Genomic DNA, 25,957 nt, shown 5'->3' with positions numbered 1-25,957 from the left:
AGGCGCGTCGGCCGCGCTCAGTCGATAGCCTGGTGCTCATGATCGTCACTGCAGACCCGGGCCCCGTCGGATCCCCCACCAGCAAGGACGCCGCGGGCTTCCTCGCACCGTCTGCGCTGCGCTATGCGGCCCGTGCCGGGGAGAGCGCCGAGCGGACGCTTCCCCTCCTCGAGGGACTGCCCGCGCTCATCGGACGCATCGTCGAGCGCGGCGAGGTGCTGCGCACCTACCTCCACCCGCGACTGGACGGCGCCCAGACCTGGGGCGCGACCTTCGTCGCCGTGGAGCTGGTCTTCGAGGACGGCGCCCGGCTGTCCGAGCTCGACCCCCACGACCAGTACGGCACCCCCGCGACCGCACGTGGCCTCGGCGAGGGACGGATCCTGTACGCCGATCAGTGGAACGACGTGCAGGTCCCGCTCGAGGTCGCCGTCGGCCGCACGATCGCCGAGGTCCGCCTGAGCGTCGACGTCCCGGCGGACGAGGAGGCCGACCTCGTCGAGACCCGGGAGGAGGCTCTGGAGGCCGAGCGTCCCGAGCCCGAGGAGATGACCGGCTGGATCGACGGTCCCTATCTCGCTCCTCTGCCTGCGGCCCCGTCGCGCGAGGATCCCGTGGCCTGGGTCGATACGCGGCGCGGCACCTACGCCTCCGGCGACTTCTCCCGCGGCAACAACCTCCCGCTGACCGCCGTCCCGAACGGCTTCGCCTTCTTCACCCCGGCCACCGATGCCCGCACCCGCCGCTGGGTGTACGAGTACCACCGCAGCAATGGCGAGGACAACCGCCCTCGTCTGCAGGGATTGGCGATCTCCCACCAGCCCAGCCCCTGGATGGGCGACCGCAACCAATTCGTGCTCATGCCCCTGCGGGGCAGCGAACCGGATGCTTCGCCGACGGTGCGTGCCCTCGGCTTCGATCACGCCGACGAGACCGCCCGGCCCGACCTGTACGAGGTGGCGCTGGACGGGGGGACCTCGCTGCGTCTGGCACCGACCGACCACGGCGCGATCTGCGAGATCGACGCCGATGCCGACGCGGGGGAGCTGCACCTGCTGCTCGAGGGCGTCGACGAGCACAGTCGCATCGACGCCGCCGGCGCCGTCTTCGACGGACGGCTGCGGGCCTGGGTCGACTCCGGCCTCGCCCAGGGCTACGACCGGGCCGACGGGGCCACGCGCATGTTCGTGCTCGCCGAGGTCGAGCCGGCTCCGATCGCCGTCGGTGCCGCTCACGGCGAGTCCACCGGCAGCGTGCTCACCTTCGCCGCCGGCACCGAACGCGTCACCGTCCGCCTGGTCACCAGCTTCCTCGGGATCGATCAGGGCCGACGGACCTTCGCCCAGGAGGTCGAGCGCCGACGGTTCGAGGACGTTCGGGCGGCGGCCCACGCGGCGTGGACCGAGCGGCTGCGGGTGATCGAACCCGGCACGGCCACTCCGCCGCAGCTGCGCACCCTGTACGGCAATCTCTACCGGCTCAACCTCTACCCCAACTCCCACTGGGAGAACGCCGGGACCTCCCAGCGGCCCCAGCCCGTCCACGCCAGTCCGGTCCTGCCGGTCAAGGGCGAGGCCACCGACACCCGCACCAACGCCCAGGTGATCCCCGGGAAGCTGCATGTGAACAACGGGTTCTGGGACACCTATCGCACCGCCTGGCCCGCGTACGCGCTGCTGTACCCGGAGCTGGCCGCCGAGCTCGCCGACGGCTTCGTCCAGCAGTACCGCGAAGGCGGCTGGATCGCCCGCTGGTCCTCGCCCGGGTACGCCGACTGCATGACCGGCACCAGCAGCGACATCGCCTTCGCCGACCTCGCCGTCAAGGGCGTGCCGCTGCCGGATCCGCTGGCCGCCTATGAATCCGGGCTGCGCAACGCGACCGTCGCCCCGGACCGCACCGAGGTGGGCCGACGGGGCAACGAGCGCGCCGTGTTCACCGGCTACGTCGACACCGATACCTCAGAGTCCGTCTCCTGGACGCTCGAGGCGCACATCAACGACTTCGGCCTGGCCGCCCAGGCCGAGCTGCTCGCCGCGAGCACCGGGGACGAGGAACAGGCGGCCCACCTGCGCGAGGAGGCCACGTATCTGCGGGCCCGTTCGGCCAACCATGTACTGCTGTTCGACCCGTCGATCGGATTCTTCCAGGGCCGACGGCCCGACGGCGGCTTCGCCAAGAGTCCCGAGGAATTCGACCCGAAGGAGTGGGGCGGAGACTTCACGGAGACCAACGGCTGGAACTTCGCCTTCCACGTGCCGCACGACGGGGAGGGCCTGGCGACGCTGCACGACGGCAGGGCGGGCCTGCGGGCGAAGCTCGAGGAGTTCTTCGCGACCCCCGAGCGGGCCGACCGCAAGGGCACCTACGGCCACGTCATCCATGAGATGGACGAGGCCCGGGCGGTGCGGATGGGCCAGTTCGGCGTCTCCAACCAGCCCTCCCACCACATCCCCTTCCTCTTCCACCACGCCGGGGCTCCGCACCGGGCCTCCGAGGTGGTGCGCGAGGTCCATCGCCGCCTGTTCGTCGGCGAGCAGATCGGCCAGGGGTACCCCGGCGACGAGGACAACGGCGAGATGAGCGCCTGGTGGCTGCTGACCGCTCTCGGGCTGTACCCGCTGCAGCTGGGCACCGGGCGCTACCACCTGGTGGCGCCGCTGTTCGACCACGTGCACGTCAAGCCCCTGGGCGGGGAGCCCTTCACCGTCACCACGGACGGTCAGGACCCGCAGCACGCCTGCATCACGGGCGTCACGGTCGACGGCGAGGAGCACCCCGAGGCCTGGATCGACCACGCGGACCTGGGCGGGCGGATCCAAGTCACGCTCGGCGACGAGAAGGGCACGTGGGGCGAGGTGCCGCCGTCGGCCAGCACGCCGGGGGAGCGGCCCGAGCCCCTGCGCGACCTGTTCGCCGCCGACCCCGAGGACCCCCTGCGGGACGACGACTCCCGCACCGAGCGCGCCTGGGACGGTGCGAGCGCGGTGATCGACCTGCCCGAGCTGGGCGAGCCGCTGCCGGCCCGCTTCCTCACCCTGACCTCGGCGGCCGAAGCCGGCGGGGACCCGATCGCGTGGCGGCTCGAGGGGTCGCACGACGCCGAGACGTGGGAGCTGCTCGACGAGCGCTCCTCCCAGAGCTTCCGCTGGCGCCGCCAGACCCGCCCCTTCGCCGTCGCCTCACCGCGGGCGTTCACCCACCACCGGCTGGTGATCACCACCGCCGAAGGGCCGCTGCGCCTGGCCGAGCTGGAGCTGCTGGGGTGAACGGGCCGCAGGCGTCCCGGCCCGGTCGTCGCAGCAGCGCACCCGGGCCGTCCAGGGGTGCTCCCCGACGCCGGTCCATCGCGGTCCATGGCCAGGTCATCAGCGCCCACACGATCGCTATGGCCACGGCCTCCACCAGCAGGTAGAGCGGCCACGGTCCCATCACGTCCAGCAGGCTGGGACCGTCGGGCGCGCCGTTGAGATAGCCGTAGTTCGTGCCGGCCAGGAGGTTCAGCGTGAAGGCCAGCACCGCCCATCCCGCCGTGACCGCGTACGCCAGGCCGTAACCGCGCCAGGTGGGGTGGAATCTCAGACCCCAGGTCAGGACGACGGGCACGAGGACTCCGCTCAGGTGCGCGATCCAGTACTCGACGAACTCCAGCGGGATCCACACGAAGTAGTTGACGTCGGGAGTGAGCACCGACTGCATGTTCAGGGTCAGGCCCCAGAAGTAGCTGACCACGATCGCCCACCGGGCCCGCGTGATCAGGGCGATCGGGGCGATGAAGCGCAGGGCGTCGGAGTAGTGCAGGGGCAGTGACTCCTGGAGGTTCCAGGACCAGGGCATGAACCCCCAGAACGTCCAGAACACGGAGTTGGCCAGCAGCGCCCAGCCGGCGATCCGCAGGGTCCGATCGACCTTCGCGGCCTCGGCGCGCCGGGCCCAGCGGACCAGCAGCACCGCGGCGATCACGAGCAGGGCGAGCATGCTCAGGTGCGCACTGCCGTAGGCGGGCATGTGCCCCAAGGTGCCCTCGGCCAGGACGGCGCCGTCGGTCTCCCGCATCATCGTCCTCTTCCCGGAGCCGTCTGTGATCCGCGACCGCGTGAGCCGCCTGGCATCGCCCGTATCGGGCTCGAGCATACGGAAGCGCCCCGCCGAGGCGGGGCGCTTCCGCGGATCCGGTGCGAACCGCCCGAGCCCCACGGCAGGGATCCTCCCTCGGAGGGTCGAGCCCTGCGGCACCATGGATTCGTATCCACGGGCGGTCCGTGAGCAGGAGCCCGCACAGGGGCGGCATCTGCTCGTATGACGCCCGCGGATACGAGAGCGACCGACCAGGTCAGGCGGCCACGGCGTGCTTGCGCTGTGCGCTCTCCTTCAGCACGGTGACCACGGTCCCTGCGACCATGGCGCCGGCGAGGATCGCGATCACGAATCCCCAGATCGGGGAGATCGCGAAGGCGACGAAGATGCCGCCGTGCGGGGCCTGCGAGCCCACGCCGAAGGCCATCACCAGAGCGCCGGTGACGGCACCGCCGGTCATCATCGAGGGGATCACCCGCAGCGGATCGGCCGCGGCGAAGGGGATGGCGCCCTCGGTGATGAAGGCCGCGCCGAGCAGCCAGGCGGTGGTGCCGTTCTCTCGCTCCAGATCCGTGTAGAGCCGGCGCCGCACCACCGTCGACAGCGCCATCGCCAGCGGCGGCACCATGCCCGCGCCCATCACGGCCGCCATGATCTCGAAGGACGCCTCGGTGCCCTGGGACAGTCCGGCCGTGGCGAAGAGGTAGGCCGCCTTGTTCACAGGCCCGCCGAGGTCGAAGCACATCATCAGCCCGATGATGACGCCCAGCAGGATGGCCGAGGATCCCGACATCCCGGTCAGGCCGTCCTGCAGCGTGGTCATCAGCGAGGCCAGCGGTCGGCCCAGGAACAGGAGCATGAGGCCACCGACCAGCAGCGATGTGACCAGCGGGATGATCACCACGGGCATCAGCCCGGCGAGCCACCGCGGCGGCTTCAGGGTCGTCAGCCACAGGGCGACGAGGCCGGCCAGCAGACCGGTGACCAGGCCGCCGAGGAAGCCTGCGCCGATCAGCACGGAGACGGCGCCGCCGATGAATCCGGGGGCGATGCCGGGTCGTCCGGCCAGCCCGAAGGCGATGTAGCCGGACAGCGCGGCCACCAGGAAGCCCATCCCCGTGGTGCCCAGGGTGAACAGGACGGCGCCGAGATAAAGGGCCAGTCCTGCGCGTTCGGTCTCGGTGGTGCCCGTCGCGCCCTCGTAGGACTGATGGCCCGGCAGCTCGCCCAGGGAGAAGCCGGTGGCGACGTCCTGGGCGATGAAGGCGACGTCGAAGCCGGCGATGAGGAAGCCGAGTGCCATCAGCAGTCCGCCGGCGGCGACGAACGGGATCATGTAGGACACGCCGGTCATGACGGAGGCCTGGATGCGCTTCGGCCAGGACTGCCGCGCTGCGGACTCGGAGGCGCCGGACGAGCTGGAATCCTTCGCCGTCTCACCGCTCGCGGCGGGAACCCGGCGCGCCGAGGGGTCGGACACCGCCGCGACCGCTTCGTCGATCATCTCGGGGCCGTGCGAGATGGCCCGCTTGACCGGGTGCTCGACGAGGGGGAGGCCGGCGAAGCGCTCCCGCCCGGAAATGCTGACGTCGGCCGCGACGATCAGTGCGCCGGCGGAGGCGATCTGCTCGTCGGTGAAGGGCGTGATGCCGCCGGAGCCCTGGGTCTCGGTGAACAGCTCGAGGCCCTTGTCCTTCGCGGCGTTCTCGAGGGACTCGGCGGCCATGTAGGTGTGGGCGATGCCGGTCGGGCAGGAGGTGATCGCCAGCAGCACCGGCGCGGAGTCGGCGTCTGCGCTCGTTCGGGGAGCCCCGGCGGTTCCGGTGTCCCCAGCGGCCCCTGCGGCCCCGGCGGCCCCGGCGGTGCCGGCGTCCCCAGCGGCTCCAGCGGACCCAGCGGCTCCAGCGGCTCCGGCGGCTCCAGCGGCTCCAGCGGCCGCTGCGGTCTCGGCGGTCCCAGCCGCGTCGGAACCATCGCCCCCGGGTCCGTCGGCCGACGGATCATCGCCCGCGGCGGTCTCCGTCCGCGTCTCCTCCTCCGGCTCGAGGATCCCCATCACCAGGTCGGAGACCTCGTGCGGCTCCTGGGCGGCGCGCAGGTCCGCGAGGAACTCGGGGCGGATCAGCGCGCGGGACAGCTGCGCGAGGAGCTTCAGGTGCTGGTCGTCGGTCCCCGCCGGGGCAGCGATGCCGATCACGAGGTCGGCCGGGCCGTCGGCCGATCCGAAATCGACCGGCTCGGCCAGGCGCAGAAAGCCCAGGGCGGCTTCCTGGACGGCCTCGGTGCGGCAGTGGGGGATCGCGAAGCCGCCGGGCATGCCGGTGGCGAAGGACTCCTCGCGCCTCAGCAGGCCTGCCTCGAGGCCGTCGCGGTCCGCGCGGCCGGTGGCGGCGATGAGGTCGGCCATCAGGCCGATCACCGCGTTCTTGTCGCCGGGAGGGGTGACCTCCAGACGGACCAGCTCAGGGGTCATCAGTGATCCGGGCATGGTTTCTCCTTCGACAGGACGCTCCCGGGGCACCGGGAGGCAGGGGCTGCGGCGCAGACGCCGCGCGGGAGGGTAGCGGGAGGAACAGGGGCAGAGGTGACGTGGCGGCGGGGCCGCACGGTCAGAGCCGGACGACGCGGTCCGTCTCGAGGCGGACCTGCTCCGGGCGGGGGATGGTGGTGCCGGGCAGTCCGACGGCCGCCGTCCCGTAGGCCAGCGCACGGGCCAGACAGCGTCCGGGCTCCTCGCCGCGGACGCGGGCGATGAGATAGCCGGCGGTCGCGGAGTCCCCGGCACCGACGGTGGAGACGACGGGCACGACGGGGGAGGGGCAGTACCAGGCCGCGCCCTGGGTCACGAGCAGCCCGCCCGATCCGCCGAGGGTCACCAGCACGGCACCGACGCCGCGGTGATGCAGCATGAGTGCGGCGTCGCGGACGCCGTCGAGGCGCCCGGCCGCGGCCTGCTCCTCGAGCTGATCGCCGCGGACGCCGACGATCTGTCCGAGCTCTTCGGCGTTGGGCTTGAGGAAGTCCGGGGAGGTGGTCGGCAGGGCGGCGGCGAGTGCATCGAGCGGGGCATCGGAGGTGTCCACGCCCACCCGGGCGCCTCGATCCCGGAGCCGGTCGATCAGACGGACGTATTCGTCCACGGGGACGCCGGGGGCGAGCGATCCCGAGAGCATGACGAGATCACCCGGCCCGACGGCCGACAGCAGCAGGTGCTCGAGGTCTGCGATCTCGGTGGGGGTCAGCGTGGTGCCCGGTTCGTTGAGCTTGGTGGTCAGCTGCGGCGTGGACAGCACGGTCAGGTTCGTCCGGGTCCTCCCCGCCACTCGGCTGGCGCGATGCGTCAGGCTTTCCGCCTCCAGCAGGCCGAGCAGCGGATCGCTCGCTGCCGCCGGCAGGATCGCGGTGACGTCGAGCCCGGCGCGCTGCATGCCGAGGGCGACGTTGACACCCTTGCCGCCCGGCTGGATGGTCTCGCTCGCGATCCGGTGCACGCCGCCCGGGGTGAGGGGACCGCCGAGGTCGACGGTGCGGTCCAGCGAGGGATTCGCCGTCAAGGTGATGATCATGCCTGGATCACCTCGATCCCGGCCTCGATCAGGGACGAGCGGATCGCCTCGGGCAGGGCGGTGTCGGTGACGACGACGTCGATCTCGGTGCTGCGGGCGAAGGTGACCAGGTGGCGCGTCCCGGCCTTGGAGGAGTCCGCGAGGACCACTCGCCGCCCGGCCGAGCGGACCATGGCCCCCTTCACGGCGGCCTCGTCCGGATCGGGCGTGGTGAAGCCCTCCTCGTCCAGGCCGTTGCAGCCGAGGAACGCGACCTCGGGATGGAGCGCGCGCACCGCGTCGACCGTGGAGGAGCCCACCGCCGCCTGGGTGGTGGGGCGGACGCGGCCGGGCAGCAGGTGCACCTCGAGATCGGTGTGGACGAGGGCACCCTGGGCGATCGCGGGCGCATTGGTGATCACCGGTCCGCGACGGAGCGCGAGGTGCGGGAGCAGCTCGGCCGTGGTGCTGCCCGCATCCAGCAGGACGGCGGCTCGAGGATCGGCGGGCAGCAGGCGCGCGGCGGCGAGAGCGATCCGGCGCTTGGCCTCGACGTGGGTCGTGCGCCGGGACTCCAGGTCGGGCTCGAGCTCAGCGGTGCTGCGGGGGACGGCACCGCCGTGCACACGGACCAGGAGCTCCTGGGCGGCGAGCTGGTCGAGGTCGCGGCGCACCGTCTCGGTGGTCACCGCGAAATGCTCGGCCAGCGCCGTGACGGTGACGCGTCCGGAGCTGCTGAGGACATCGAGGACCTGGCGCTGTCGTTCGCGGGCGTACATGCGGGTCACCTGCCTTCGTGATGTGACGTGAAGATCTACCACCAAGACCTGCTGTCGAGCTCTGGCGTCGATACGTGGCTTCGAGAGTGTCGTCTTGGGCGCCTCGTCCGGTGCGGAAGCGCCCGAGATGACACAGTCGTTCCTCAGGAGGGGCGGAGGTCCCGCGGAACCTGGGATTCGGAGCCGGAGCCGGATGCGGCCGCTGGATGCCAGGACTCTACGCACTGAACCCACAGAAAACAACAGTTTGTATGTGTGGGGATCTGTGGAGGTGTGCCAGTTCTGGGGTAGCGAGGCAACAGCGAAGCAGAGTCGGACGAGGCCTTCTGTCGCGTGGTGCACCGCCCGGACGAGACCTCCCTCGCGTGCACCCGCCTCAGCGACCGTGCACGGGCCGTCGGCGGATACCATCGGGACACTCTGCGCCGACCGCACCCGAGGAGAAGTGACCGCATGTCCCAGGCCTTCCATGCCGACTCGTCCGAGCTCACGACCAAGGAGGTCCTGGACTGGGAGCTCTTCGGCACCGCCTCCCGCGAGCTCGCGCAGACCATCGCCGACTCCGCCTTCGATCCGGAGATCGTCATCGCGGTGGCGCGGGGCGGCCTGCTGCCGGCCGGTTCGCTGTCCTATGCGCTGGGCCTGAAGCTCGCGGACGCCATCAACGTCGAGTTCTACACCGACGTGCACGAGACCCTGCCGGACCCGGTGCTGCTGGCCCCGATGCTCGATGCCGAGTCGATCCAGGGCAAGCGCCTGCTGGTCGTCGACGACGTCGCGGACTCCGGGCGGACCCTCGCCCTGGTCCTGGACCTGCTGCGCGAGATGGGGGCCGACGCCCGCAGCGCGGTGCTGTACGCGAAGTCCGCCTCCGTCGTCTCCCCGGACTTCGTGTGGCGTCGCACCGATGAGTGGATCGTCTTCCCCTGGTCCGCCGAACCGCCGGTCACCCCGTCGGCCGGGACCATCTGAGCGGGGCCCTCACCGCTGGCGCTCCAGGGGTCTGCCCGGATGCCTCCGCGCGGGATCCGGTCGGCCCGGAACACTGCCGGCCATCACCCCGCCGTCGGCTCGACGGCCGTCAGTTCTGGGGGCGCTCGTTGAACTGGAGCTTGTGCCCGTCCGGCGCATCCACTGTTGCGTAGGTTCCCCAGGGCTCCCGGATCACATCGGACGTCCGGGCACCTCGCGCCCTGAGCTGTTCGACGGTCGCCGCGACATCGTCCGCGGCGAACGTCAGGAACGCGCCGTCGCCGGGTCGTCTGCCGAAGCCTTCTGCGGACGCCAGCACGATCGAGGTCTGAGCGCCCGAGGGCTTGACCTCCAGCCAACGCGACGCCTCATCCATCTCGGCGTCCATGACGACGTCGAATCCGAGGACGTCTCGGTAGAACTCCAGAGCGGCAGCCTGATCGCTGACGTAGAGGATGGCAGAGGCGACTGATGTGATCATCCGTGGACGCTACCCGGCCGTTGTGCACGGCACCACACGCCATCGGTGGGGAGTTGGGCGGTGCTCCCTCGTCGAAGAGCGTCGGGCACCGTCACCGCGGACCCCGTCCGCTGGGTCTCACCGGCGCTCGCGTGATGGTGAGCCCGTCGTGCCCGCGTCGTCGTCGTCGGTCGGCTCGGCGTCGCCCCGTGGCGCATCCGCCTCCGGACTCGCGTCCTCGTCCGCCTCCGGATTCGCGTCCGCCTCCGCCTCCGGATTCGCGTCCGCCTCCCCGTGGTGGCCGAAGGGCAGGAAGTGCACGATGACGGCGACGACGGCGCCGATGATCAGGCCGAACACGAAGGAGAAGGCGGTGTTCACGAGCCAGGCGAGGACGGCACCGATGCCGGCGACGCCCCCGGCGGCGACCTCGAGGTGGTGCACGAGACCGTAGGGCTGGGCGAGCCCGAGCTCATCGGTGCCCACCAGCAGGATGTGGCCGCCCACCCAGAGCATAGCGATCATGCCGACGTAGCTGATGACGTCCATGACCTTCGGCATCGCCGCGACCAGGCCCGCGCCGAAGCGCTGCTTGACCTCGGAGTCCTCGTCCTCGGTCATGGCCAGGCCGACGTCGTCCATCTTCACCAGGATCCCGACCGCGCCGTAGACGAGGGCGGTGATGCCGAGCGCGACCACGATCAGCACGGCGGCCCGAGCCCACAGGGACTCGGCGTCGATGGAGTTCATGGAGATGACCATGATCTCGGCGGAGAGGATGAGATCGGTGCGCACGGCGCTGGCGACGATCTTGTCCTCGGCCGCCGCCCCCTTCGACGTGGCCGGCGCCTTCTTGGGCTTTCCGCGCACCAGCTCCCAGATCTTCTCGGCGCCCTCGAAGCTGAGATAGAGGCCGCCGAGCATGAGGATCGGCGTGAGCAGCCACGGGGCGAAGACGCTGAGCAGAAGCAGGACCGGCAGGATGAAGATCAGCTTGTTGCGCAGCGACCCCTTGGTGATGCGCCAGATGATCGGCAGCTCACGCTTGGGCTTGATGCCCTGGACGTACTGCGGCGTGACGGCAGCGTCGTCAATGACCACGCCCATCGCCTTCGAACCCGCCTTCGCGGAGGCGGCGGCCACGTCGTCGGCGCCGGCGGCGGCCAGGCGCGCGAGTGCGGCGACGTCATCGAGCAGGGCGGCGAGGCCACCGGCCATGGCGAGATTCCTTCCCCCGGGGTCCCGACCGTCCGTCGACGGTCCGGGTCAGGATAGCGGGAGGACTCCGCTCTCTGTCCGTGTTCTCGCACCGTCACCGGCATTTGCTCTGCGAGCGAACCATCGCCCATAGGCCTCGACGCCAGACGATGACGGTGCAAAGGTGGGGGTATGGATATTGCACTCATCGGAGGACATGGCAAGATCGCGCTGCTCGCGGAGCCGCTGCTGGCACAGGCGGGGCACACCGTCCACGCGGTGATCCGCAACCCGGATCAGACGGCGGAGGTCGAGGCCACCGGCGCGAAGGCCGTCGTGGCGGACATCGAATCGCTGGACGCCGCCGGCTGGGACGAGCTGCTGCGCGGCAAGGACGCGGTGGTGTGGTCCGCCGGCGCCGGCGGCGGGAACCCGCAGCGCACCTGGGCCGTCGACCACGACGCGGCGGTCGCGTCGATGGACGCCGCCGCCCGGGTCGGCGCGGACCGCTACGTGATGGTCAGCTACTTCGGAGCGTCCCTCGACCACGGGGTGCCGGAGAGCGAGCCGTTCCACGCCTATGCCGAGGCGAAGGCGCGGGCCGACGCCCATCTGCAGGACTCGCAGCTGGACTGGACCGTCCTCGGGCCCTCCGGCCTCACCCTCGAAGAGCCCAGCGGACGCATCGACCTGGCCGCGACCGAGGGCAGCACGGTCTCGCGCGGGAACGTCGCCCGCGTGATCGCCGGCGTGCTCGAGCGTCCGGCGACCGCAGGGAAGTTCCTCACCTTTAACGACGGCGAGCAGGAGGTCGGCGCGGCCCTCGACGCCGCGCGCTGAGGCACTCGCACAGACGGTCGACGTCGACGGCCCCGTCATCCGGCAGGATGGGCGGGGCCGTCGTCGGTCCGGACACGCGCCGCGGCGCGGACATCGGTCGCGGTGCGGACAGATCCCGCGGGGCGGTCAGGTCCGGACGGCGCACGCCCAACGGCGCGCGGTTCGCCAGCGGCGCGAGGACGAGGTGAAGGAGCAGCAGTGGACGGCGCACGGCGATGGGCTGCGGTGACGGCGCTGGCGGTGGGGATCTTCGTGCTCGTCACGATCGAGGAGCTGCCGATCGGCGTGCTCAGCGTGATGGCACCGGATCTCGGCGTCAGCGAGGGCGTGGCCGGCCTCGCCGTGACGGTCCCCGGATTCCTGGCCGGGGTCGTCGCCCTGCTCACCCCGGTGATCGTGCGCGGGATGGACCGTCGTCTGGTGCCGGTGATCGCCATGGCCTCCGTGGTCGTCTCCTGCGCGCTCAGCGTGGTCGCGCCGACCTTCGCGGTGCTGCTGATCGCCCGACTGTTCGCGGGGATCTCGATCGGCCTGTACTGGGCGGTGATGGCCATCGTCGCCCTCGGCCAGGTGCCGCGCGAGCAGGCCGCCCGTGCCCTGACCCTCGCCTTCGGCGGGGCAGGTGCCGCCCTGGTCCTGGGTGTCCCCGTCGGAGCCTGGATCGGGACCCATCTGGGGTGGCGCTCCGCCTTCGCCGTCGTCGGCGCCGCCGCGGCCGTGGTGACCGTGCTGCTGCTCGTGCTCGTCCGGCCCGTCCGCACCGAATCCCGGGTGACCCCGCAGATGATGCTGGCCGCCGCCCGGCACCGCGGCGTGCGCTACGCGCTGGCCTTCGCCGTGCTGGTGGTCCTCGCGCAGTTCATCACCTACGCCTACATCAGCCCGATCCTGCTGGAGCGGGGCGAGGTGCCCCTCACCCGTGTGGGCGGGATGCTGCTCGCCTACGGGATCGCCGGGCTGATCGGCAACTTCGCGGTGGCCCCGCTGCTGCGGCGCAGCGCCCCGCTCGGCGTGCTCGTGGTCTCCACGGGCATCGGCGCCGGGCTGCTCGCGGTGCTGGTGCTGATGCGCGGTCCGGTCTCGGCGCTGCTGGTCATGCTGGTGTGGGGACTGTTCGTCGGGGCGGTCTCGGTGACCGTCCAGGCCTTCGTGAACACGCAGGCCGGCGAGGTCATCGAGGAGGGCACAGCGCTGAACAGCGCCGTGTTCAACGCCGCGATCGCCGGCGGAGCCCTCGTCGGCGGGGTGCTGCTGGAGGGCGCCGGCCAGACCGCGGTGATCCTGACGTCCACGGTGATGGTGACCGCGGGGGTGCTCGTCGCGGCGCACTACCTGCGCACCAGCTCAGGAGATCGCGCGACGGTGTGAGCCGCCTCAACCGGTGATGCGGAAGGCCTCGGCCCCGCGGGGGCTCTCGGACCGCACGTCGATCCCGCTGACCTGCGCGCTGGGTGGTCCCTCGCGCAGCCAGCTGATCATCTGTTCGACCGACTCAGCGGGGCCTTCGACGTCGGCCTCCACCGAGGCGTCCCACAGATTGCGCACGGTCCCGCTCACGCCCAGGTGCTTGGCCTGCGAGGCCGCCGACATCCGGAATCCGACGCCCTGCACCTGCCCGCGGACGCGGACGATCCGCCGCACGACGTCATCGGCGGACCCGGCCGACGAGGCGGGGTCAGAGGGGTCTGGATGTCGTCCCATCCCTCGATCGTACCGAGCAGGCTTCCCGCGGGAGCCGACCGATCGCTCGGACGTCCCCGCGCCACCGGTGGCAGGATCGGGTCATGACGGAATTCTCGGTGGGCGACCACGTGCAATGGAACTCTGAGGCCGGCGTCGTCAGCGGCGTCATCACGGCCGCGCACACGAAGGACGTGCCGTTCAAGGGGCGCACCCGGCACTGCAGCCCGGACGATCCGCAGTACGAGATCGCCAGCGACAAGACCGACCATGTGGCGATGCACAAGGGCAGCGCCCTGCGCCGGGTCGACTGACCGGGTCCGCCTCCCTCGTCCCGCGCCGCGTCCGGCGGATCCTGCCCCGCTGCTTCGTGGATCGCATCGCCCCGTCGATCGCATCGCCCCGCGGACCCTCACTCGTTGTCGCCGCCGGTGGCCCCGACCGTCTCGTCCTGGGCACCGGCGCCCTCGTCCCACTGCCACCCCGCGATCTCCGGCAGGTCCTCCCCGTGCTCGTACGCGAAGGCCCGGGCCCGGAACCGCTCGTCCTCCATCTGCTGACGCAGCCCCGCATATCGGGTCGCGAGCCCTTCGACCCGGTCCAGCACGTCCATCACCAGATGGAAGCGGTCGGTGTCGTTGCGCATCAGCATGTCGAAGGGCGTGGTCGTGGTCCCCTCCTCCTTGTAGCCGCGCACGTGGATCCGCGAGCTGCGGTCATGGCGGTAGGCGAGGCGATGGATCAGCCAGGGATAGCCGTGGTAGGCGAACACCACCGGGATGTCCTGGCCGAACAGTCCCACGAAGTCCCGCTGCGCGAGCCCGTGGGGATGCTCGGAATCGTCCTGCAGCCGCATCAGATCCACCACGTTGACCACCCGGACCCGGAGCGCGGGGATCCTGGTGCGCAGGATCTTCGCGGCGGCGAGCGTCTCGACGGTGGGGACGTCGCCGGCGCAGGCCAGCACCACCTCCGGCTCCTCGCCGTCGACCTCCGTTCCGGCCCACTCCCAGATGCCCAGCCCCCGGGTGCAGTGGACGATCGCCTCGTCCATCGACAGCCAGGTGGGGCCCGGCTGCTTGCCGGCGACGACCACGTTCACGTACTGGCGCGAGCGCAGGCAGTGGTCGTAGGTCGACAGCAGCGTGTTCGCGTCCGGCGGCAGGTACACCCGCACGATCTCGGCCTTCTTGTTGACCATGTGATCGATGAAGCCGGGGTCCTGATGGGAGAACCCGTTGTGGTCCTGACGCCACACGTGCGAGCTCAGCAGGTAGTTCAGCGACGCCAGGGGCCGACGCCACTCCAGCTCGTTCGTCACCTTCAACCATTTCGCGTGCTGGTTGACCATGGAGTCGACGATGTGGATGAACGCCTCGTAGGAGGAGAACACCCCGTGCCTGCCCGTCAGCAGGTACCCCTCGAGCCAGCCCTGGCACTGGTGCTCGGAGAGCACCTCCATCACCCGGCCGGCCCGGGCGAGGTGCTCCTGGCGATCATGGGGCTCGATCTCGGCGTTCCACTGCTTGTCCGTCTGCTCGTAGACGGCCTGCAGGCGGTTCGAGGCGGTCTCGTCGGGCCCGAAGATCCGGAAGTTGTGCGGGTTATCGCGGATCACGTCGCGCAGCCAGGTCCCCAGCACCCGGGTGGCCTCGGCGGTGGCGCCGCCGGGGTGGGGGACGGCCACCGCATGCTCTCGGAAGTCCGGCAGCCGCAGCGGTTCCAGCACGGAGCCGCCGTTGGTCGAGGGGTTCGCCGACATCCGCAGCTCCGCCTGCGGAGCGGTCTCCGCGATGGACTCGAGCAGTCGCCCGTCCTCGTCGAACAGCTCCTCGGGGCGGTACGAGCGCAACCAGGCATCCAGCTCGGCGAGGTGCTCGTCGCTGTCACGGGCGCCGCCCAGCGGGACCTGGTGCGAGCGCCAGGAGCCCTCGGTGACGTTGCCGTCGACGGTCTTCGGCCCGGTCCAGCCCTTCGGGGTGCGGAAGACGATCATCGGCCAGGCGGGGCGTTCGCTCTCCCGGCCGGCCGCGGCGTCCTCCTGCGCCTGCTGCTTGATCTGAGCGATCTGGTCGAGGGCCTCATCCAGCACGGCGGCGAAGCGCTCGTGCGCGGCGATCGGGTCCTCGTCGTCGAAGCCGCCGGTGAAGAACAGCGGGGTATGGCCGTAGCCGCGCAGCAGGGCGTCGAGCTCCTCGTCGCCGATCCGCGCCAGCACCGTGGGGTTCGCGATCTTGTACCCGTTCAGATGCAGGATCGGCAGCACCACGCCGTCCTGCTGGGGGTTGGCGAACTTGTTGGAGTGCCAGGAGGTCGCCAGCGGGCCGGTCTCCGCCTCGCCGTCGCCGACCACCGTGAAGGCGATCTGGTCGGGGCTGTCGAACATCGCCCCGTAGGCATGGGAGAGGGAGTAGCCGAGCTCGCCGCCCTCGTGGATCGATCCGGGCGTCTCGGGGGCGACGTGCGAGGGGATCCCGCCGGGGAACGAGAACTGCGTGAACAGGCGGTTCAGGCCCTCCTCGTCCTGCCCCACGGCGGGGTACACCTCGGAGTAGGTGCCCTCGAGATAGCTCGCGGCGACCAGACCCGGTCCGCCGTGGCCGGGGCCGGTGATGTACAGGGCGTTCAGGCCGCGCTGCCGGATCGCCCGGTTCGCGTGCGCGTACAGGAAGGTCAGGCCCGGGGTGGTTCCCCAATGGCCGAGCAGGCGCGGCTTGACCTGCTCGCGCTGCAGGGGCTTGCGCAGCAGCGGATTGTCCATCAGGTAGATCTGCCCGACCGAGAGGTAGTTGGCGGCGCGCCACCAGGCGTGGAGCCGGTCGAGCTCCTCCTCGGTCGGGGCGTGGGCGGGGGAGTTCGGCCAGGTCGCGGTGGTGGTCATGACGCCTTCCAGCAGGTGGGTGCCGTCGAGGGCCCCGGAGGGCCTGGCCTCACCGTACGGCGGACGCGGAGGCGGGGGAAGGACGGACGCCGGGCTCGGTTCCGCTCCAGGAGTGGCCGACGAGGGCGGAGCACTTCCGGGCTGCGCCCCCCGGATGAGAGGACGATGAGAGTGCTCTCAGGAAGCTCGCCGGAACTGAAAACCGCTTCTACGCTGGGGTCATCGACCACTCATCGGGGCCGACGCCCCACAGGAGGAGACCGGACATGATCCGCACGACGCGTTCTACCACCACCGCCCGCGCCGCCGCTCTCGGTGCGCTCGTGATCGCTCTGGCCGCCGGCTGCGGCGGGCAGAGCGATGAGAACGACGAGGGCATCACCCAGGGTGCCGGCTCCGGCAGCTCCGCCAGCGACGACGGCGGCGGGGAGACCGGTGACGACACGGCGGCGAGCGACGGCGGCGACACGGCGGCCAGCGACGGCGGCGGGTCCGCTTCCGACACCGCTGGTTCCGAGGATGCGGCCGCCCTGCCCGCCGATGCCGACCTCGCCACCGAACAGCTGCCGGTCCCCGCCGAGGAGGCCGTCGGCATCGCGGTGCAGACCGCGGGCGGCGGCGAGACGGTGTCGGTCTCGATCGACCACGATGACGACCACGGCTGGGTCTGGGAGATCGAGGTGGCCGTCGACGGCCAGGAGCACGATCTCGACATCGACGCCACGACCGGGAAGGTGCTCGAGCACGACGAGGAGGACGACGAGGTCGACGATCCCGTCGTCGACGTCACCTCGCCGATGACGCCCCCGGAGGCCCTCGACCTCGCCGTCCAGGAGCGTGACGGCCGGGTCTCCGGCTGGGACCTGGATTCCGACGACGGCACGATCCGCTACCAGGTCGACATCGAATCCTCCGACGGCGAGGACGACGTGGAGGTCGACGTCGACGTCAGCACCGGTGAGGTCCGCGTCGAGGACTGATCGAGCGCGCAGCCCGCGAGCGAGGACGGCCCGCCCCCTCCGCCGGAGCGAGACCCCGCGACGTCGGCGCGATCTGCGCCGCGTCGCGGATCAGCGCTCGGCGACCACCGGCTCGCCCGACGCGTCGCGGTGCATGACCTCGGTGCCGCCCTGCCACACCCGCAGGGTGCGGTGCCGGGTGTCCAGCGGGTCGCCCTCCCACAGCACCAGGTCGGCATCCTTGCCCGTCTCGATCGACCCGATCCGGTCGGCCACGCCGAGGACCTCGGCGGGGTGCAGGGTGATCGCGCGCAGGGCGTCGTCCGGGGCCATGCCGTGCGTGACCGCGAGCGCCGCCTGGTGCACCAGGAACTCGATCGGCACCACCGGGTGATCGGTGATGATCGAGACCTTGACCCCGGCGGCGGTGAGCAGGCCCGGCGCCTTCGGGGTGCGGTGGCGGACCTCCACCTTCGAGCGGGACACGATCAGCGGGCCGTACAGCACCGGCACCCCGGCGGCCGCGATCCTGTCCGCGATCAGGTACGACTCGGTGCCGTGGTCCAGCACCAGGTCGTAGCCGAACTCCTCGGCCAGCCGCAGGGCGGTGGCGATGTCGTCGGCGCGGTGGGAGTGCTGGCGCCACGGGATCTCACGGTTCAGCACGCGGGCGAGCGCCTCGGAGACCAGGTCCGCGTCGCGGTCGGCCTCGTCCTTGCCCATCCAGGCGCGCGCCGTGGCGAAGGCCTTGCGGATGGTCAGGGCGACGCCGAGGCGCGTCGACGGCGTCTGCGTGCGCTCGCCGTAGACGCGCTTGGGGTTCTCGCCGAGGGCGGCCTTCAGTCCGGAGGGGCTGCGCAGCACCATGTCGTCGACCACCCGGCCGTGGGTGTGGATCGCGACGGCCAGACCGCCGATCGGGTTCCCGGAGCCGGGGTTGACGTTCACGGCGGTGATCCCGCCGATGATCGCGTCGTCGAACCCGATCTCGACGGGGTTGATCGCGTCGATCGCGCGAGCGGCGGCCATCACCGGATCGGTCATCTCGTTGGTGTCCTGGCCGGCCCAGCCCTCGCCCTCCTCATCGACGCCGAGGTGGACGTGGGCGTCGATGAAGCCCGGCAGCAGCCAGGCGCCGTCGGCGTCGACGACCTCGGCGCCCGCGGGGACCGCGACGTCATCTCCGGCGGCCGTGATCCGGCCGTCCTCGACCAGGACGGTGCCGTCGAAGGCGGGCGCGGACACGGGATGGACATGAGCATCGGTGATGGCGGTGATCGTCATGCGGAAGACACTCCGCCGACCGATCGGAAGAGTCAAGTTCGCCGCGACCCTCGTGCCCGGGCGGCACCGCGGTTAGCCTGCCCTCAGTGTGAGGCTTGGTGGTGCCGCGGGTGTCGCGGTGGTTGGATCCTTTCCATCCGGTGATTGGCTCTTAGCCTGGCTGCCGCTCCGTGTTGAGCTGGCCTGCATGGGTATTGCCGTCGCCGGGTGGGAAGGACCGGCCGGCGTGACTTGATAGGAGCGTGCAGCTGCCCCACTGAGGTTTGTCCGCCGACCGGCCCGACCGTTCGACCCCACTCGAATACAAGGGAGGCAGTCGCCATGGTGGTCCTGATCGGCGCTGACGTCCACAAGAACTCGCACACCTTCGTCGCGGTCGACGCGGCGGGCAAGCAGATCGGGCAGATCACGGTCCGCGCGACTCACAGCGGTCACGAGAACGCATATCGCTGGGCCCGGAAGAGCTTCATCGAGCAGGATCGTCGGTGGGGGCTGGAGGATTGCCGCCACCTCACCGGTCTGCTCGAACGCGACCTCCTCGCCCACGCAGAGCCCGTGGTCAGAGTTCCGGCGAAGCTGATGGCTCGCCAACGCGCCGCAGCGCGCACCCGCGGGAAGTCCGACCCGATCGATGCTCTCGCCGTCGCTCGTGCGCTGGCCAGGGAAGAGGATCTTCCCATCGCGTTCACCGATGAGCAGGCACGAGAGATCAAGCTGGTCCTGGCCCGTCGTGAGGACCTGGTCGCGGAGCGGACCCGGGTGATCAACCGCCTGCGCTGGCACCTGCACGAACTTGATCCTGAAGTCGATCCGGCACCGCGCGCGCTGACTCATCGACCGGCCCAGGAACAGGTGCGGGGCGTGATCGAGACGAGCGAGGGGATCGTCGCGGAGATCGCAGGCATGGTCCTTGCCGATCTTGAACGGCTCTGCCACTCGATCAGCGAGCTCGATGCGCGGCTGCGTGCCATGGTCCGGGAGGTGGAGCCGGTCCTACTGGAGATCCCTGGCTGCGCGGAGTTGTCGGCCGCGAAGATCATCGCCGAGACCGCGGGGATCGAACGGTTCGCGAACGACGGGAAGTACGCGATGTTCGCCGGCTGCGCTCCGATCCCGGTCTGGTCAGGCAAGACCGAGGGAAGGGTCCGTCTGAACAGGGGCGGGAATCGTCAGTTGAACTGCGCGATTCACCGTATCGCCTTGACCCAGATTCGCCTCGAGGGGCCCGGCAAGGACTACTACGAACGACTCCGAGAACAGGGAAAGACCGTGATGGAAGCACTCCGCTGTCTCAAGAATGCCATCGCCCGCCGCATCTGGCGCACTCTCACCCACGCCCACGCCGAAGCCCTCGCCAACACCCCGATTCCACTGAACCCCACCTCAACGACTTGCGTCCGGCAAGCCGCTTGACATAGGAGATACCCATGGCGAAGAAGCGCAAGCATGCCGAGAAGACGCCGACGGGGTTCCGCCTCGGCCCGGGCTGGACGGGCGAGGTCACCGAGCTGGATCCCGGGGCCACCCCGGGTTTCAGCGGGAAGAAGGCCGACGGCAAGAAGTTGCTGGCTACCCGTGACAGCACCCTCGATGATCTCCAGGAGCGGCTCTACGCGGCCCACCACGAGCAGGACGATGGACGTTCCGTGCTGCTGATCGTGCAGGGCATGGACACGTCCGGCAAGGGCGGCATCATGCGGCACGTGGTCGGTGACGTCGATCCGCAGGGCGTGGACATCACGGCGTTCAAGGACCCCACCCGGGCGGAGAAGCGCCACGACTTCCTGTGGCGGATCCGCAAGCACGCTCCCGAGCCCGGGATGATCGGCGTCTTCGACCGCTCCCAGTACGAGGACGTGCTGATCCACCGCGTCCACGGCTGGGCCGACGCGGCGGAGATCCGCCGGCGCTACACGGCGATCAACGCCTTCGAGAAGGAGCTCACCGACGCCGGGACCGTGATCGTCAAGGTCATGCTCCACATCTCCGCCCAGGAGCAGGGGGAGCGGCTGATGGAGCGCCTCGAGCGTCCCGACAAGCACTGGAAGTTCAGCCCCGGCGACGTGGACGAGCGCGCCCACTGGGACGCCTACATGGACGCGTACACGCGCGCACTGCGGGCCACCTCGACCGAGAACGCGCCCTGGACCGTGGTCCCGGCCGACCGCAAGTGGTACGCCCGCATCGCCGTCCAGCAGCTCCTGCTGGACGCTCTGAGAGGCATCGATCCGCAGTGGCCGACGGCGGATTTCGACGTCGACGAGCAGATCGCGCGGCTGCGGGAGACGATGGACTGACCGCGTGGCGGGCGCCCGCTCCCGGCCCCGACCGTCGGGGCGCCTCCGGCACGCGCCCGACCTGTCGGGATGCTCCCAGGAGTCGGCTTGTGCCGTTCAGGCCGGAGGGCGAGGATGGGGTCATGGCTTCCATCACCTTCAAGAATGACCCTGTCACCACCGTCGGCGAGCTGCCCGAGATCGGAGAGGCCCTGCCGGCCTTCGAGCTCGTCGGCCAGGACCTCGCCCCCGTCTCGAGCGCGGACCTCGCCGGCAAGCGCGTCGTGCTGAACATCTTCCCCTCGCTGGACACCGGCACCTGCGCGATGAGCGTGCGGAAGTTCAACGAGATGGCCGCCGGCCTCGAGAACACCGTCGTGGTGTGCGTCTCGAAGGATCTGCCCTTCGCCCAGGCCCGCTTCTGCGGGGCCGAAGGCCTCGAGAACGTGGTCACCGGCTCCGCCTTCCGCTCCACCTTCGGCGGCGACTACGGCGTGACCATGACCGACGGTCCCCTGGCCGGTCTGCTCTCCCGTGCGGTCGTCGTGGCCGACGCGGACGGCAAGATCGTCCACGCCGAGCAGGTCGCCGAGATCGGCGAGGAGCCGGACTACGACGCGGCGAAGGCTGCTCTCGCCTGATCGACGTGCTGTGAGCTTGCGATCGGCAGGAGATCGGGCGGTAGGGCAGAGGCCTGATCGACGTGCTGTGAGCTTGCGATCGGCAGGAGATCGGGCGGTAGGGCAGAGGCCTGATCGACGTGCTGTGAGCGCGCCGTCCCGGGACCCGGTTCGCATTGGGCGGGCCGGGCCCTGTCATGCCCGCCACGCGCGCTCGGACATCCCGCCGCCGATTCGCGGCCGCCAGTAGGGTCAGCGGTCGTGGAACCCCTCAGCCTCATCGTCCTGCTCGTGATGGGCACCGTCGCCGGCGCGATCAACGCGGCCGTCGGATCGGGGTCCCTGCTCACGCTCCCGGTGCTGATGGCCGTCGGCGTCCCGCCGGGGGTCGCGGTGCGCACCAACACGGTGGGGATGTTCTTCTCGACCCTCGGCTCCTGCCTCGGATACCGCCGGGAGATCGCCGCCGAGAAACAGCACCTCACGCCCCTGACGATCACCGCCACGGTCGGCGCGACGGCCGGGGCGCTCCTGCTGCTGGTCTCCCCGGCGGCGGCGCTCGACGTGGTCGTACCGGTGCTCATCGTGCTCGCCCTGGCGATGGTCCTCTTCCAGAAGCCGCTCACCGCCGCGATCCGGTCCGGGCGCGAGCGCCGGGCGACGCGGCGGGAGGAACGCGGGCTCCCGGCTGCGGACACGGACACGGAGGCCGACACAGCGACGGACGCAGAAACAGATGCGTCGACGGACCTCGCGGCGGGCGCGTCCGGCCCGAGCCGTGCCACGGGAGCGTCCGCCGAGCGGAGCCCGCTGCGCTCGCCGGCCCTGATCGGATCCCTCGGAGCCGCCTCGGTCTACGGCGGCTATTTCACCGCCGCGCAGGGTGTGCTGTACCTGGGGATCCTCGGCATCTTCACCGGCCGCTCGATGGGCTCGGTCAACAGCATCAAGAACCTCATGAGCCTCGCGGTCAACCTCGCCGCCGCGGTCGTGTACGTGATCGCGTTCTTCCTGATCGACGCGGAGATCGTCTGGATCGGCAGCGCCGCGATCGCGCTCGGTGCGCTGCTGGGCGGCTTCTTCGGAGCGCACCTGGCCAAGCGGATGCCGGAGTGGCTGCTGCGCGGCATCATCGTCGTGGTGGCTCTGGCCGCGCTGATCCGCCAGGTGCTCTGACTGGTCTGTGTGCCTCGCGCCGGCATTCCCCTCAGCGCAGGAACGGCAGGGCGTGGGCCAGGATCTCGTCGGGCGGGAACAGGGTGCCGCCGTGGTCGCGGCCCGGCAGCGGCACGAACTCCGCATCGGCCATCGCCTCCGCCGCGCGCTGGGACTCCTCGAACCGGGGGTGGTCCTCGGTACCCGCCATCCACAGGGCCGGGACCGTGCAGTCGGCAAGGGGCTCGTCCGGGATCCCCGGGGCCGCATCCGTGGCCTCCAGCAGGGCCGCGATCGCCCAGGGGTCGGCGGCGAGGAAGGCGGTGCGGGTGGCGCGGGCGCGTCGCGAGGTGACCTCCGGACCCAGCCCCTGGCCGGCGCAGAACGCCTCCATGCCATCCTCGCGCAACGCGTCGATCACGCCGGGGAAGAACACCGAATCCACCGCGCCCCGCTGCGGTGAGGCGGACCCCCCGAGGCTGATCAGACGCCTCACGCGCCCGGGATGCTCCAGCGTCGCGCTCAGCGCGATCCGGGCACCCAGCGAGTAGCCCAGCAGTGCCGCGCGGCCGACGCCGACGGCATCGAGCACGGCCAGCAGGTCGGCGACGAAGATGTCCTGGGTGTACGCGGCCGGATCCCGCGGGGCGCCGGAGAGTCCGTGGCCGCGCAGATCGACCCGGATCACCGTGAGTTCGGCGGACAGCGGCTCGAGGTAGCCCAGCCCCCGCCAGATCGCGCGCGAGAGCACGGAGCCGTGCAGCAGCACCAGGGCAGGGCCGGTGCCGGTCACGTCGTAGCGCAGGTCGATGCCGTCGACGGGGGAGGGGATCACAGGCATGGCGGGTCCTTCGGCGATCGGAGGCGAGATGAGCAGGCGGGGCAGGTCACCACTGGTGACCTGCCCCGCCTGCTTCTAGGGCGTCGTTGCCGTCACAGCGCCGCGGAGATCTCCTCCAGGATGCGGTTGAAGGTGGCCGAGGGGCGCATCACCGCATCGGCCTTCGCATCGGAGGGACGGTAGTAGCCGCCGATGTCGGCCGGGGAGCCCTGCACCGCCAGCAGCTCCTCGGCGATGGTCGCCTCGCTGTCGGTGAGCTCCTGCGCGATCGGGCCGAAGGCCTCCGCCAGTTGCGTGTCCTCGCTCTGCTGGGCGAGCTCCTGCGCCCAGTACATCGCGAGGTAGAAGTGGCTCCCGCGGTTGTCGATGGTGCCGAGCTTGCGCTGCGGGGACTTGCCCTCGTTCAGCAGCGTCTCCGTGGCGCGGTCCAGCGCATCGGCGAGCACGGCGGCGCGGGCGTTGTCCGCGGTGCGGGCCAGATGGCGCAGCGACTCGGCCAGCGCCAGGAACTCGCCGAGCGAATCCCAGCGCAGGTAGTTCTCCTCGATCAGCTGCTGGACGTGCTTGGGGGCGGAGCCGCCCGCGCCGGTCTCGAACAGGCCGCCGCCGTTCATCAGCGGCACCACCGAGAGCATCTTGGCGCTGGTGCCCAGCTCCATGATCGGGAACAGGTCCGTGAGGTAGTCACGCAGCACGTTGCCGGTCACCGAGATGGTGTCCTCGCCGCGACGCACCCGCGCGAGGGTGTGCTTCGTGGCCTCGACCGGGGACATGATCTGGATGTCCAGGTCCTCGGTGTCCTCCTCGGCGAGGTAGGTGTTCACCTTCTCGATGAGGTTGCGATCGTGGGCGCGGGACTCGTCGAGCCAGAACACCGCGGGCATCCCGGACTCGCGCGAGCGGCGCACCGCGAGCTGGACCCAGTCGCGGATCGGGGCGTCCTTGGCCTGGCAGACGCGGAAGATGTCCCCGGTCGCCACGTCCTGGCTCATCAGTGCGGTGCCGGAGGCATCACGCACCTCGACCTGTCCGTCGGCCGCGATCTCGAAGGTCTTGTCGTGCGAGCCGTACTCCTCGGCCTTCTGCGCCATCAGGCCGACGTTGGGCACGGTGCCCATCGTGGTCGGGTCGAAGGCGCCGTTCTTCTGGCAGTCCTCGACGGTGGCGGCGTAGACGCCCGCGTAGGAGGAGTCCGGGATCACGGCGAGAGTGTCCTGCTCGGCGTCGTCGGAGTTCCACATGTGGCCCGAGGTGCGGATCATCGCCGGCATGGAGGCGTCGATGATGACGTCGGAGGGCACGTGGAGGTTGCTGATGCCCTTGTGGGAGTTGACCATCGCCAGATCCGGGCCGTCGGCCAGATCCTTGTCGATCACGGCGCGCACGCCGTCGCGGAGCTCGGCGTCGAACTCCTCGAGCCCGGTGAGGATCCCGCCGAGGCCGTGGTTCGCGGACAGCCCCGCCGCGGCGAGCTGGTCGCCGAACTGGTCGAACAGGGTGGGGAACATGGCGCGGACGGCGTGGCCGAAGAGGATCGGATCCGACACCTTCATCATCGTCGCCTTCAGGTGCACGGAGAACAGCACCCCCTGCTTCTTGGCGGCGGCGACCTGCTCGCGCAGGAACGCGTCCAGCGCCTCGGCCCGCATCACCGTGGAGTCGACGACCTCGCCGTCCAGCACGGGGATCGAGGGCTTCAGCACCGTCTCGGCGCCGTCGGATCCGACGTGCACGATCGACAGCGTGTCCTCGCCATCGGCCACCACGGACTTCTCGTTGGCGCGGAAGTCGTTCGCGTCCATGGTGGCCACGGAGGTCCGGGAGTCCTTCGACCACTCGCCCATGCGGTGGGGGTGCTTCTTGGCGAAGTTCTTCACCGCGGCCGGCGCACGACGATCGGAGTTGCCCTCGCGCAGCACGGGGTTCACGGCCGAGCCCTTGACCGAGTCGTAGCGGGCGCGGACGTCCTTCTCCTCGTCGGTCTCGGGTGACTCCGGGTAGTCCGGCAGGGATATGCCCTGGCCCTGCAGCTCCGCGACGGCGGCCTTCAGCTGCGGCACGGAGGCGGAGATGTTGGGCAGCTTGATGATGTTGGCCTCGGGGGTCTTCGCCAGCTCGCCCAGCTCGGCCAGAGCGTCGGCCTCGCGCTGGTCCTCGGGCAGCCGGTCCGAGAAGGCCGCGACGATGCGGCCGGCCAGGGAGATGTCCCGGGTGGTGACGTCGATCCCGGCGGTGTTCGAGAAGGCGTCGAGGATCGGCAGGAACGATGCGGTCGCCAGCATCGGTGCCTCGTCGGTGTGGGTGTAGATGATGCGCGCCATGTGTCGCGGGGCTCCCTCGGGTCGGTGCGGCATGTGTCTTGACGTCAAGACTAATCGACGGCGGGCGCGG

The 25,957-nt window shown here is 70.8% G+C and carries 21 protein-coding genes; 10 read left to right on the top strand and 11 right to left on the bottom strand.

What is annotated here, in order from left to right; translation table 11 throughout:
- Positions 1-38 precede the first annotated feature (38 nt).
- Positions 39-3,269 (top strand): GH92 family glycosyl hydrolase, encoded by a 3,231-nt coding sequence (locus tag JOF44_RS06375; RefSeq protein WP_209888738.1) that lies wholly within the window; start codon positions 39-41, stop codon positions 3,267-3,269.
- Here the strand turns inward: JOF44_RS06375 and JOF44_RS06370 are convergent.
- The 4 genes from JOF44_RS06370 to JOF44_RS06355 form a co-directional block, all read right to left on the bottom strand.
- Positions 3,217-4,059 (bottom strand): YwaF family protein, encoded by an 843-nt coding sequence (locus JOF44_RS06370; protein ID WP_245348875.1) that lies wholly within the window; start codon positions 4,057-4,059, stop codon positions 3,217-3,219. The two genes, JOF44_RS06375 and JOF44_RS06370, sit on opposite strands and share 53 nt — an antisense overlap.
- Before the next feature lie 274 nt (positions 4,060-4,333).
- A complete protein-coding gene (locus tag JOF44_RS06365; RefSeq protein WP_209888735.1) occupies positions 4,334-6,565 on the bottom strand; it encodes a PTS fructose transporter subunit IIABC in 2,232 nt (743 codons plus the stop codon).
- A gap of 121 nt (positions 6,566-6,686) precedes the next feature.
- A complete protein-coding gene (locus JOF44_RS06360) occupies positions 6,687-7,643 on the bottom strand; it encodes a 1-phosphofructokinase family hexose kinase (protein WP_209888733.1) in 957 nt (318 codons plus the stop codon).
- On the bottom strand, positions 7,640-8,401 hold the full coding sequence (locus JOF44_RS06355) for a DeoR/GlpR family DNA-binding transcription regulator (protein ID WP_209895732.1): 762 nt from the start codon (positions 8,399-8,401) through the stop codon (positions 7,640-7,642). The genes JOF44_RS06360 and JOF44_RS06355 overlap by 4 nt, the downstream gene beginning before the upstream one ends.
- Positions 8,402-8,854: 453 nt before the next feature.
- Here JOF44_RS06355 and JOF44_RS06350 point away from each other — a divergent pair, with 453 nt between their 5' ends.
- The gene (locus JOF44_RS06350; RefSeq protein ID WP_209888730.1) at positions 8,855-9,373 is read left to right on the top strand and encodes a phosphoribosyltransferase; all 519 of its coding nucleotides are present in this window, start codon (positions 8,855-8,857) and stop codon (positions 9,371-9,373) included.
- Between the two features lie 109 nt (positions 9,374-9,482).
- Here the strand turns inward: JOF44_RS06350 and JOF44_RS06345 are convergent, their stop codons facing one another.
- Positions 9,483-9,854, bottom strand: a complete 372-nt coding sequence (locus tag JOF44_RS06345) for a VOC family protein (RefSeq protein ID WP_209888727.1) — start codon at positions 9,852-9,854, stop codon at positions 9,483-9,485.
- A gap of 117 nt (positions 9,855-9,971) precedes the next feature.
- Positions 9,972-11,051: a DUF808 domain-containing protein gene (locus JOF44_RS06340; RefSeq protein ID WP_209888725.1), complete on the bottom strand. Its 1,080-nt coding sequence runs from the start codon at positions 11,049-11,051 to the stop codon at positions 9,972-9,974.
- A gap of 171 nt (positions 11,052-11,222) precedes the next feature.
- Between JOF44_RS06340 and JOF44_RS06335 the strand changes: the two genes are divergently transcribed.
- Both JOF44_RS06335 and JOF44_RS06330 read left to right on the top strand, forming a co-directional pair.
- The gene (locus JOF44_RS06335; RefSeq protein WP_209888722.1) at positions 11,223-11,870 is read left to right on the top strand and encodes an NAD(P)H-binding protein; all 648 of its coding nucleotides are present in this window, start codon (positions 11,223-11,225) and stop codon (positions 11,868-11,870) included.
- Between the two features lie 198 nt (positions 11,871-12,068).
- Positions 12,069-13,238, top strand: a complete 1,170-nt coding sequence (locus JOF44_RS06330) for an MFS transporter (RefSeq protein WP_209888719.1) — start codon at positions 12,069-12,071, stop codon at positions 13,236-13,238.
- Positions 13,239-13,244: 6 nt separating this feature from the next.
- Here JOF44_RS06330 and JOF44_RS06325 read toward each other — a convergent pair whose 3' ends face one another.
- Positions 13,245-13,571, bottom strand: a complete 327-nt coding sequence (locus tag JOF44_RS06325; RefSeq protein ID WP_209888716.1) for an acylphosphatase — start codon at positions 13,569-13,571, stop codon at positions 13,245-13,247.
- 83 nt (positions 13,572-13,654) lie between these two features.
- Here JOF44_RS06325 and JOF44_RS06320 point away from each other — a divergent pair, with 83 nt between their 5' ends.
- Positions 13,655-13,864, top strand: a complete 210-nt coding sequence (locus JOF44_RS06320; protein WP_209888713.1) for a hypervirulence associated TUDOR domain-containing protein — start codon at positions 13,655-13,657, stop codon at positions 13,862-13,864.
- A 98-nt stretch (positions 13,865-13,962) separates the two neighbouring features.
- Here JOF44_RS06320 and JOF44_RS06315 read toward each other — a convergent pair whose 3' ends face one another.
- Positions 13,963-16,431, bottom strand: a complete 2,469-nt coding sequence (locus JOF44_RS06315; RefSeq protein WP_209888710.1) for a phosphoketolase family protein — start codon at positions 16,429-16,431, stop codon at positions 13,963-13,965.
- Between the two features lie 266 nt (positions 16,432-16,697).
- Between JOF44_RS06315 and JOF44_RS06310 the strand changes: the two genes are divergently transcribed.
- On the top strand, positions 16,698-17,411 hold the full coding sequence (locus JOF44_RS06310; protein ID WP_209888707.1) for a PepSY domain-containing protein: 714 nt from the start codon (positions 16,698-16,700) through the stop codon (positions 17,409-17,411).
- 90 nt (positions 17,412-17,501) lie between these two features.
- Here JOF44_RS06310 and JOF44_RS06305 read toward each other — a convergent pair whose 3' ends face one another.
- Positions 17,502-18,674: an amidohydrolase gene (locus JOF44_RS06305; protein ID WP_209888704.1), complete on the bottom strand. Its 1,173-nt coding sequence runs from the start codon at positions 18,672-18,674 to the stop codon at positions 17,502-17,504.
- A 321-nt stretch (positions 18,675-18,995) separates the two neighbouring features.
- On the opposite strand from JOF44_RS06305, the gene JOF44_RS06300 reads away from it, so the two are divergent.
- From JOF44_RS06300 to JOF44_RS06285, 4 genes are all read left to right on the top strand, one after another.
- The gene (locus JOF44_RS06300) at positions 18,996-20,087 is read left to right on the top strand and encodes an IS110 family RNA-guided transposase (RefSeq protein ID WP_245348874.1); all 1,092 of its coding nucleotides are present in this window, start codon (positions 18,996-18,998) and stop codon (positions 20,085-20,087) included.
- Between the two features lie 14 nt (positions 20,088-20,101).
- On the top strand, positions 20,102-20,971 hold the full coding sequence (locus tag JOF44_RS06295; RefSeq protein ID WP_209888701.1) for a PPK2 family polyphosphate kinase: 870 nt from the start codon (positions 20,102-20,104) through the stop codon (positions 20,969-20,971).
- Between the two features lie 122 nt (positions 20,972-21,093).
- Complete coding sequence (gene tpx / locus JOF44_RS06290; protein WP_209888698.1) at positions 21,094-21,591, top strand: thiol peroxidase; 498 nt, start codon at positions 21,094-21,096, stop codon at positions 21,589-21,591.
- A 240-nt stretch (positions 21,592-21,831) separates the two neighbouring features.
- On the top strand, positions 21,832-22,746 hold the full coding sequence (locus JOF44_RS06285) for a sulfite exporter TauE/SafE family protein (RefSeq protein ID WP_209888695.1): 915 nt from the start codon (positions 21,832-21,834) through the stop codon (positions 22,744-22,746).
- Between the two features lie 31 nt (positions 22,747-22,777).
- On the opposite strand, the gene JOF44_RS06280 is transcribed toward JOF44_RS06285, so the two are convergent.
- Both JOF44_RS06280 and JOF44_RS06275 read right to left on the bottom strand, forming a co-directional pair.
- Entirely contained in the window at positions 22,778-23,566 is a 789-nt protein-coding gene (locus tag JOF44_RS06280) for an alpha/beta fold hydrolase (protein WP_209888692.1), read from the bottom strand.
- A 92-nt stretch (positions 23,567-23,658) separates the two neighbouring features.
- Positions 23,659-25,887, bottom strand: a complete 2,229-nt coding sequence (locus tag JOF44_RS06275) for an NADP-dependent isocitrate dehydrogenase (RefSeq protein ID WP_209888689.1) — start codon at positions 25,885-25,887, stop codon at positions 23,659-23,661.
- Positions 25,888-25,957: the final 70 nt, after the last annotated feature.

This window comes from Brachybacterium fresconis, assembly GCF_017876515.1.
Taxonomy (GTDB): domain Bacteria; phylum Actinomycetota; class Actinomycetes; order Actinomycetales; family Dermabacteraceae; genus Brachybacterium; species Brachybacterium fresconis.
The sequence above is the reverse complement of the archived record's forward strand: the minus strand, read 5'-3'. Positions and strand labels throughout refer to the sequence as shown.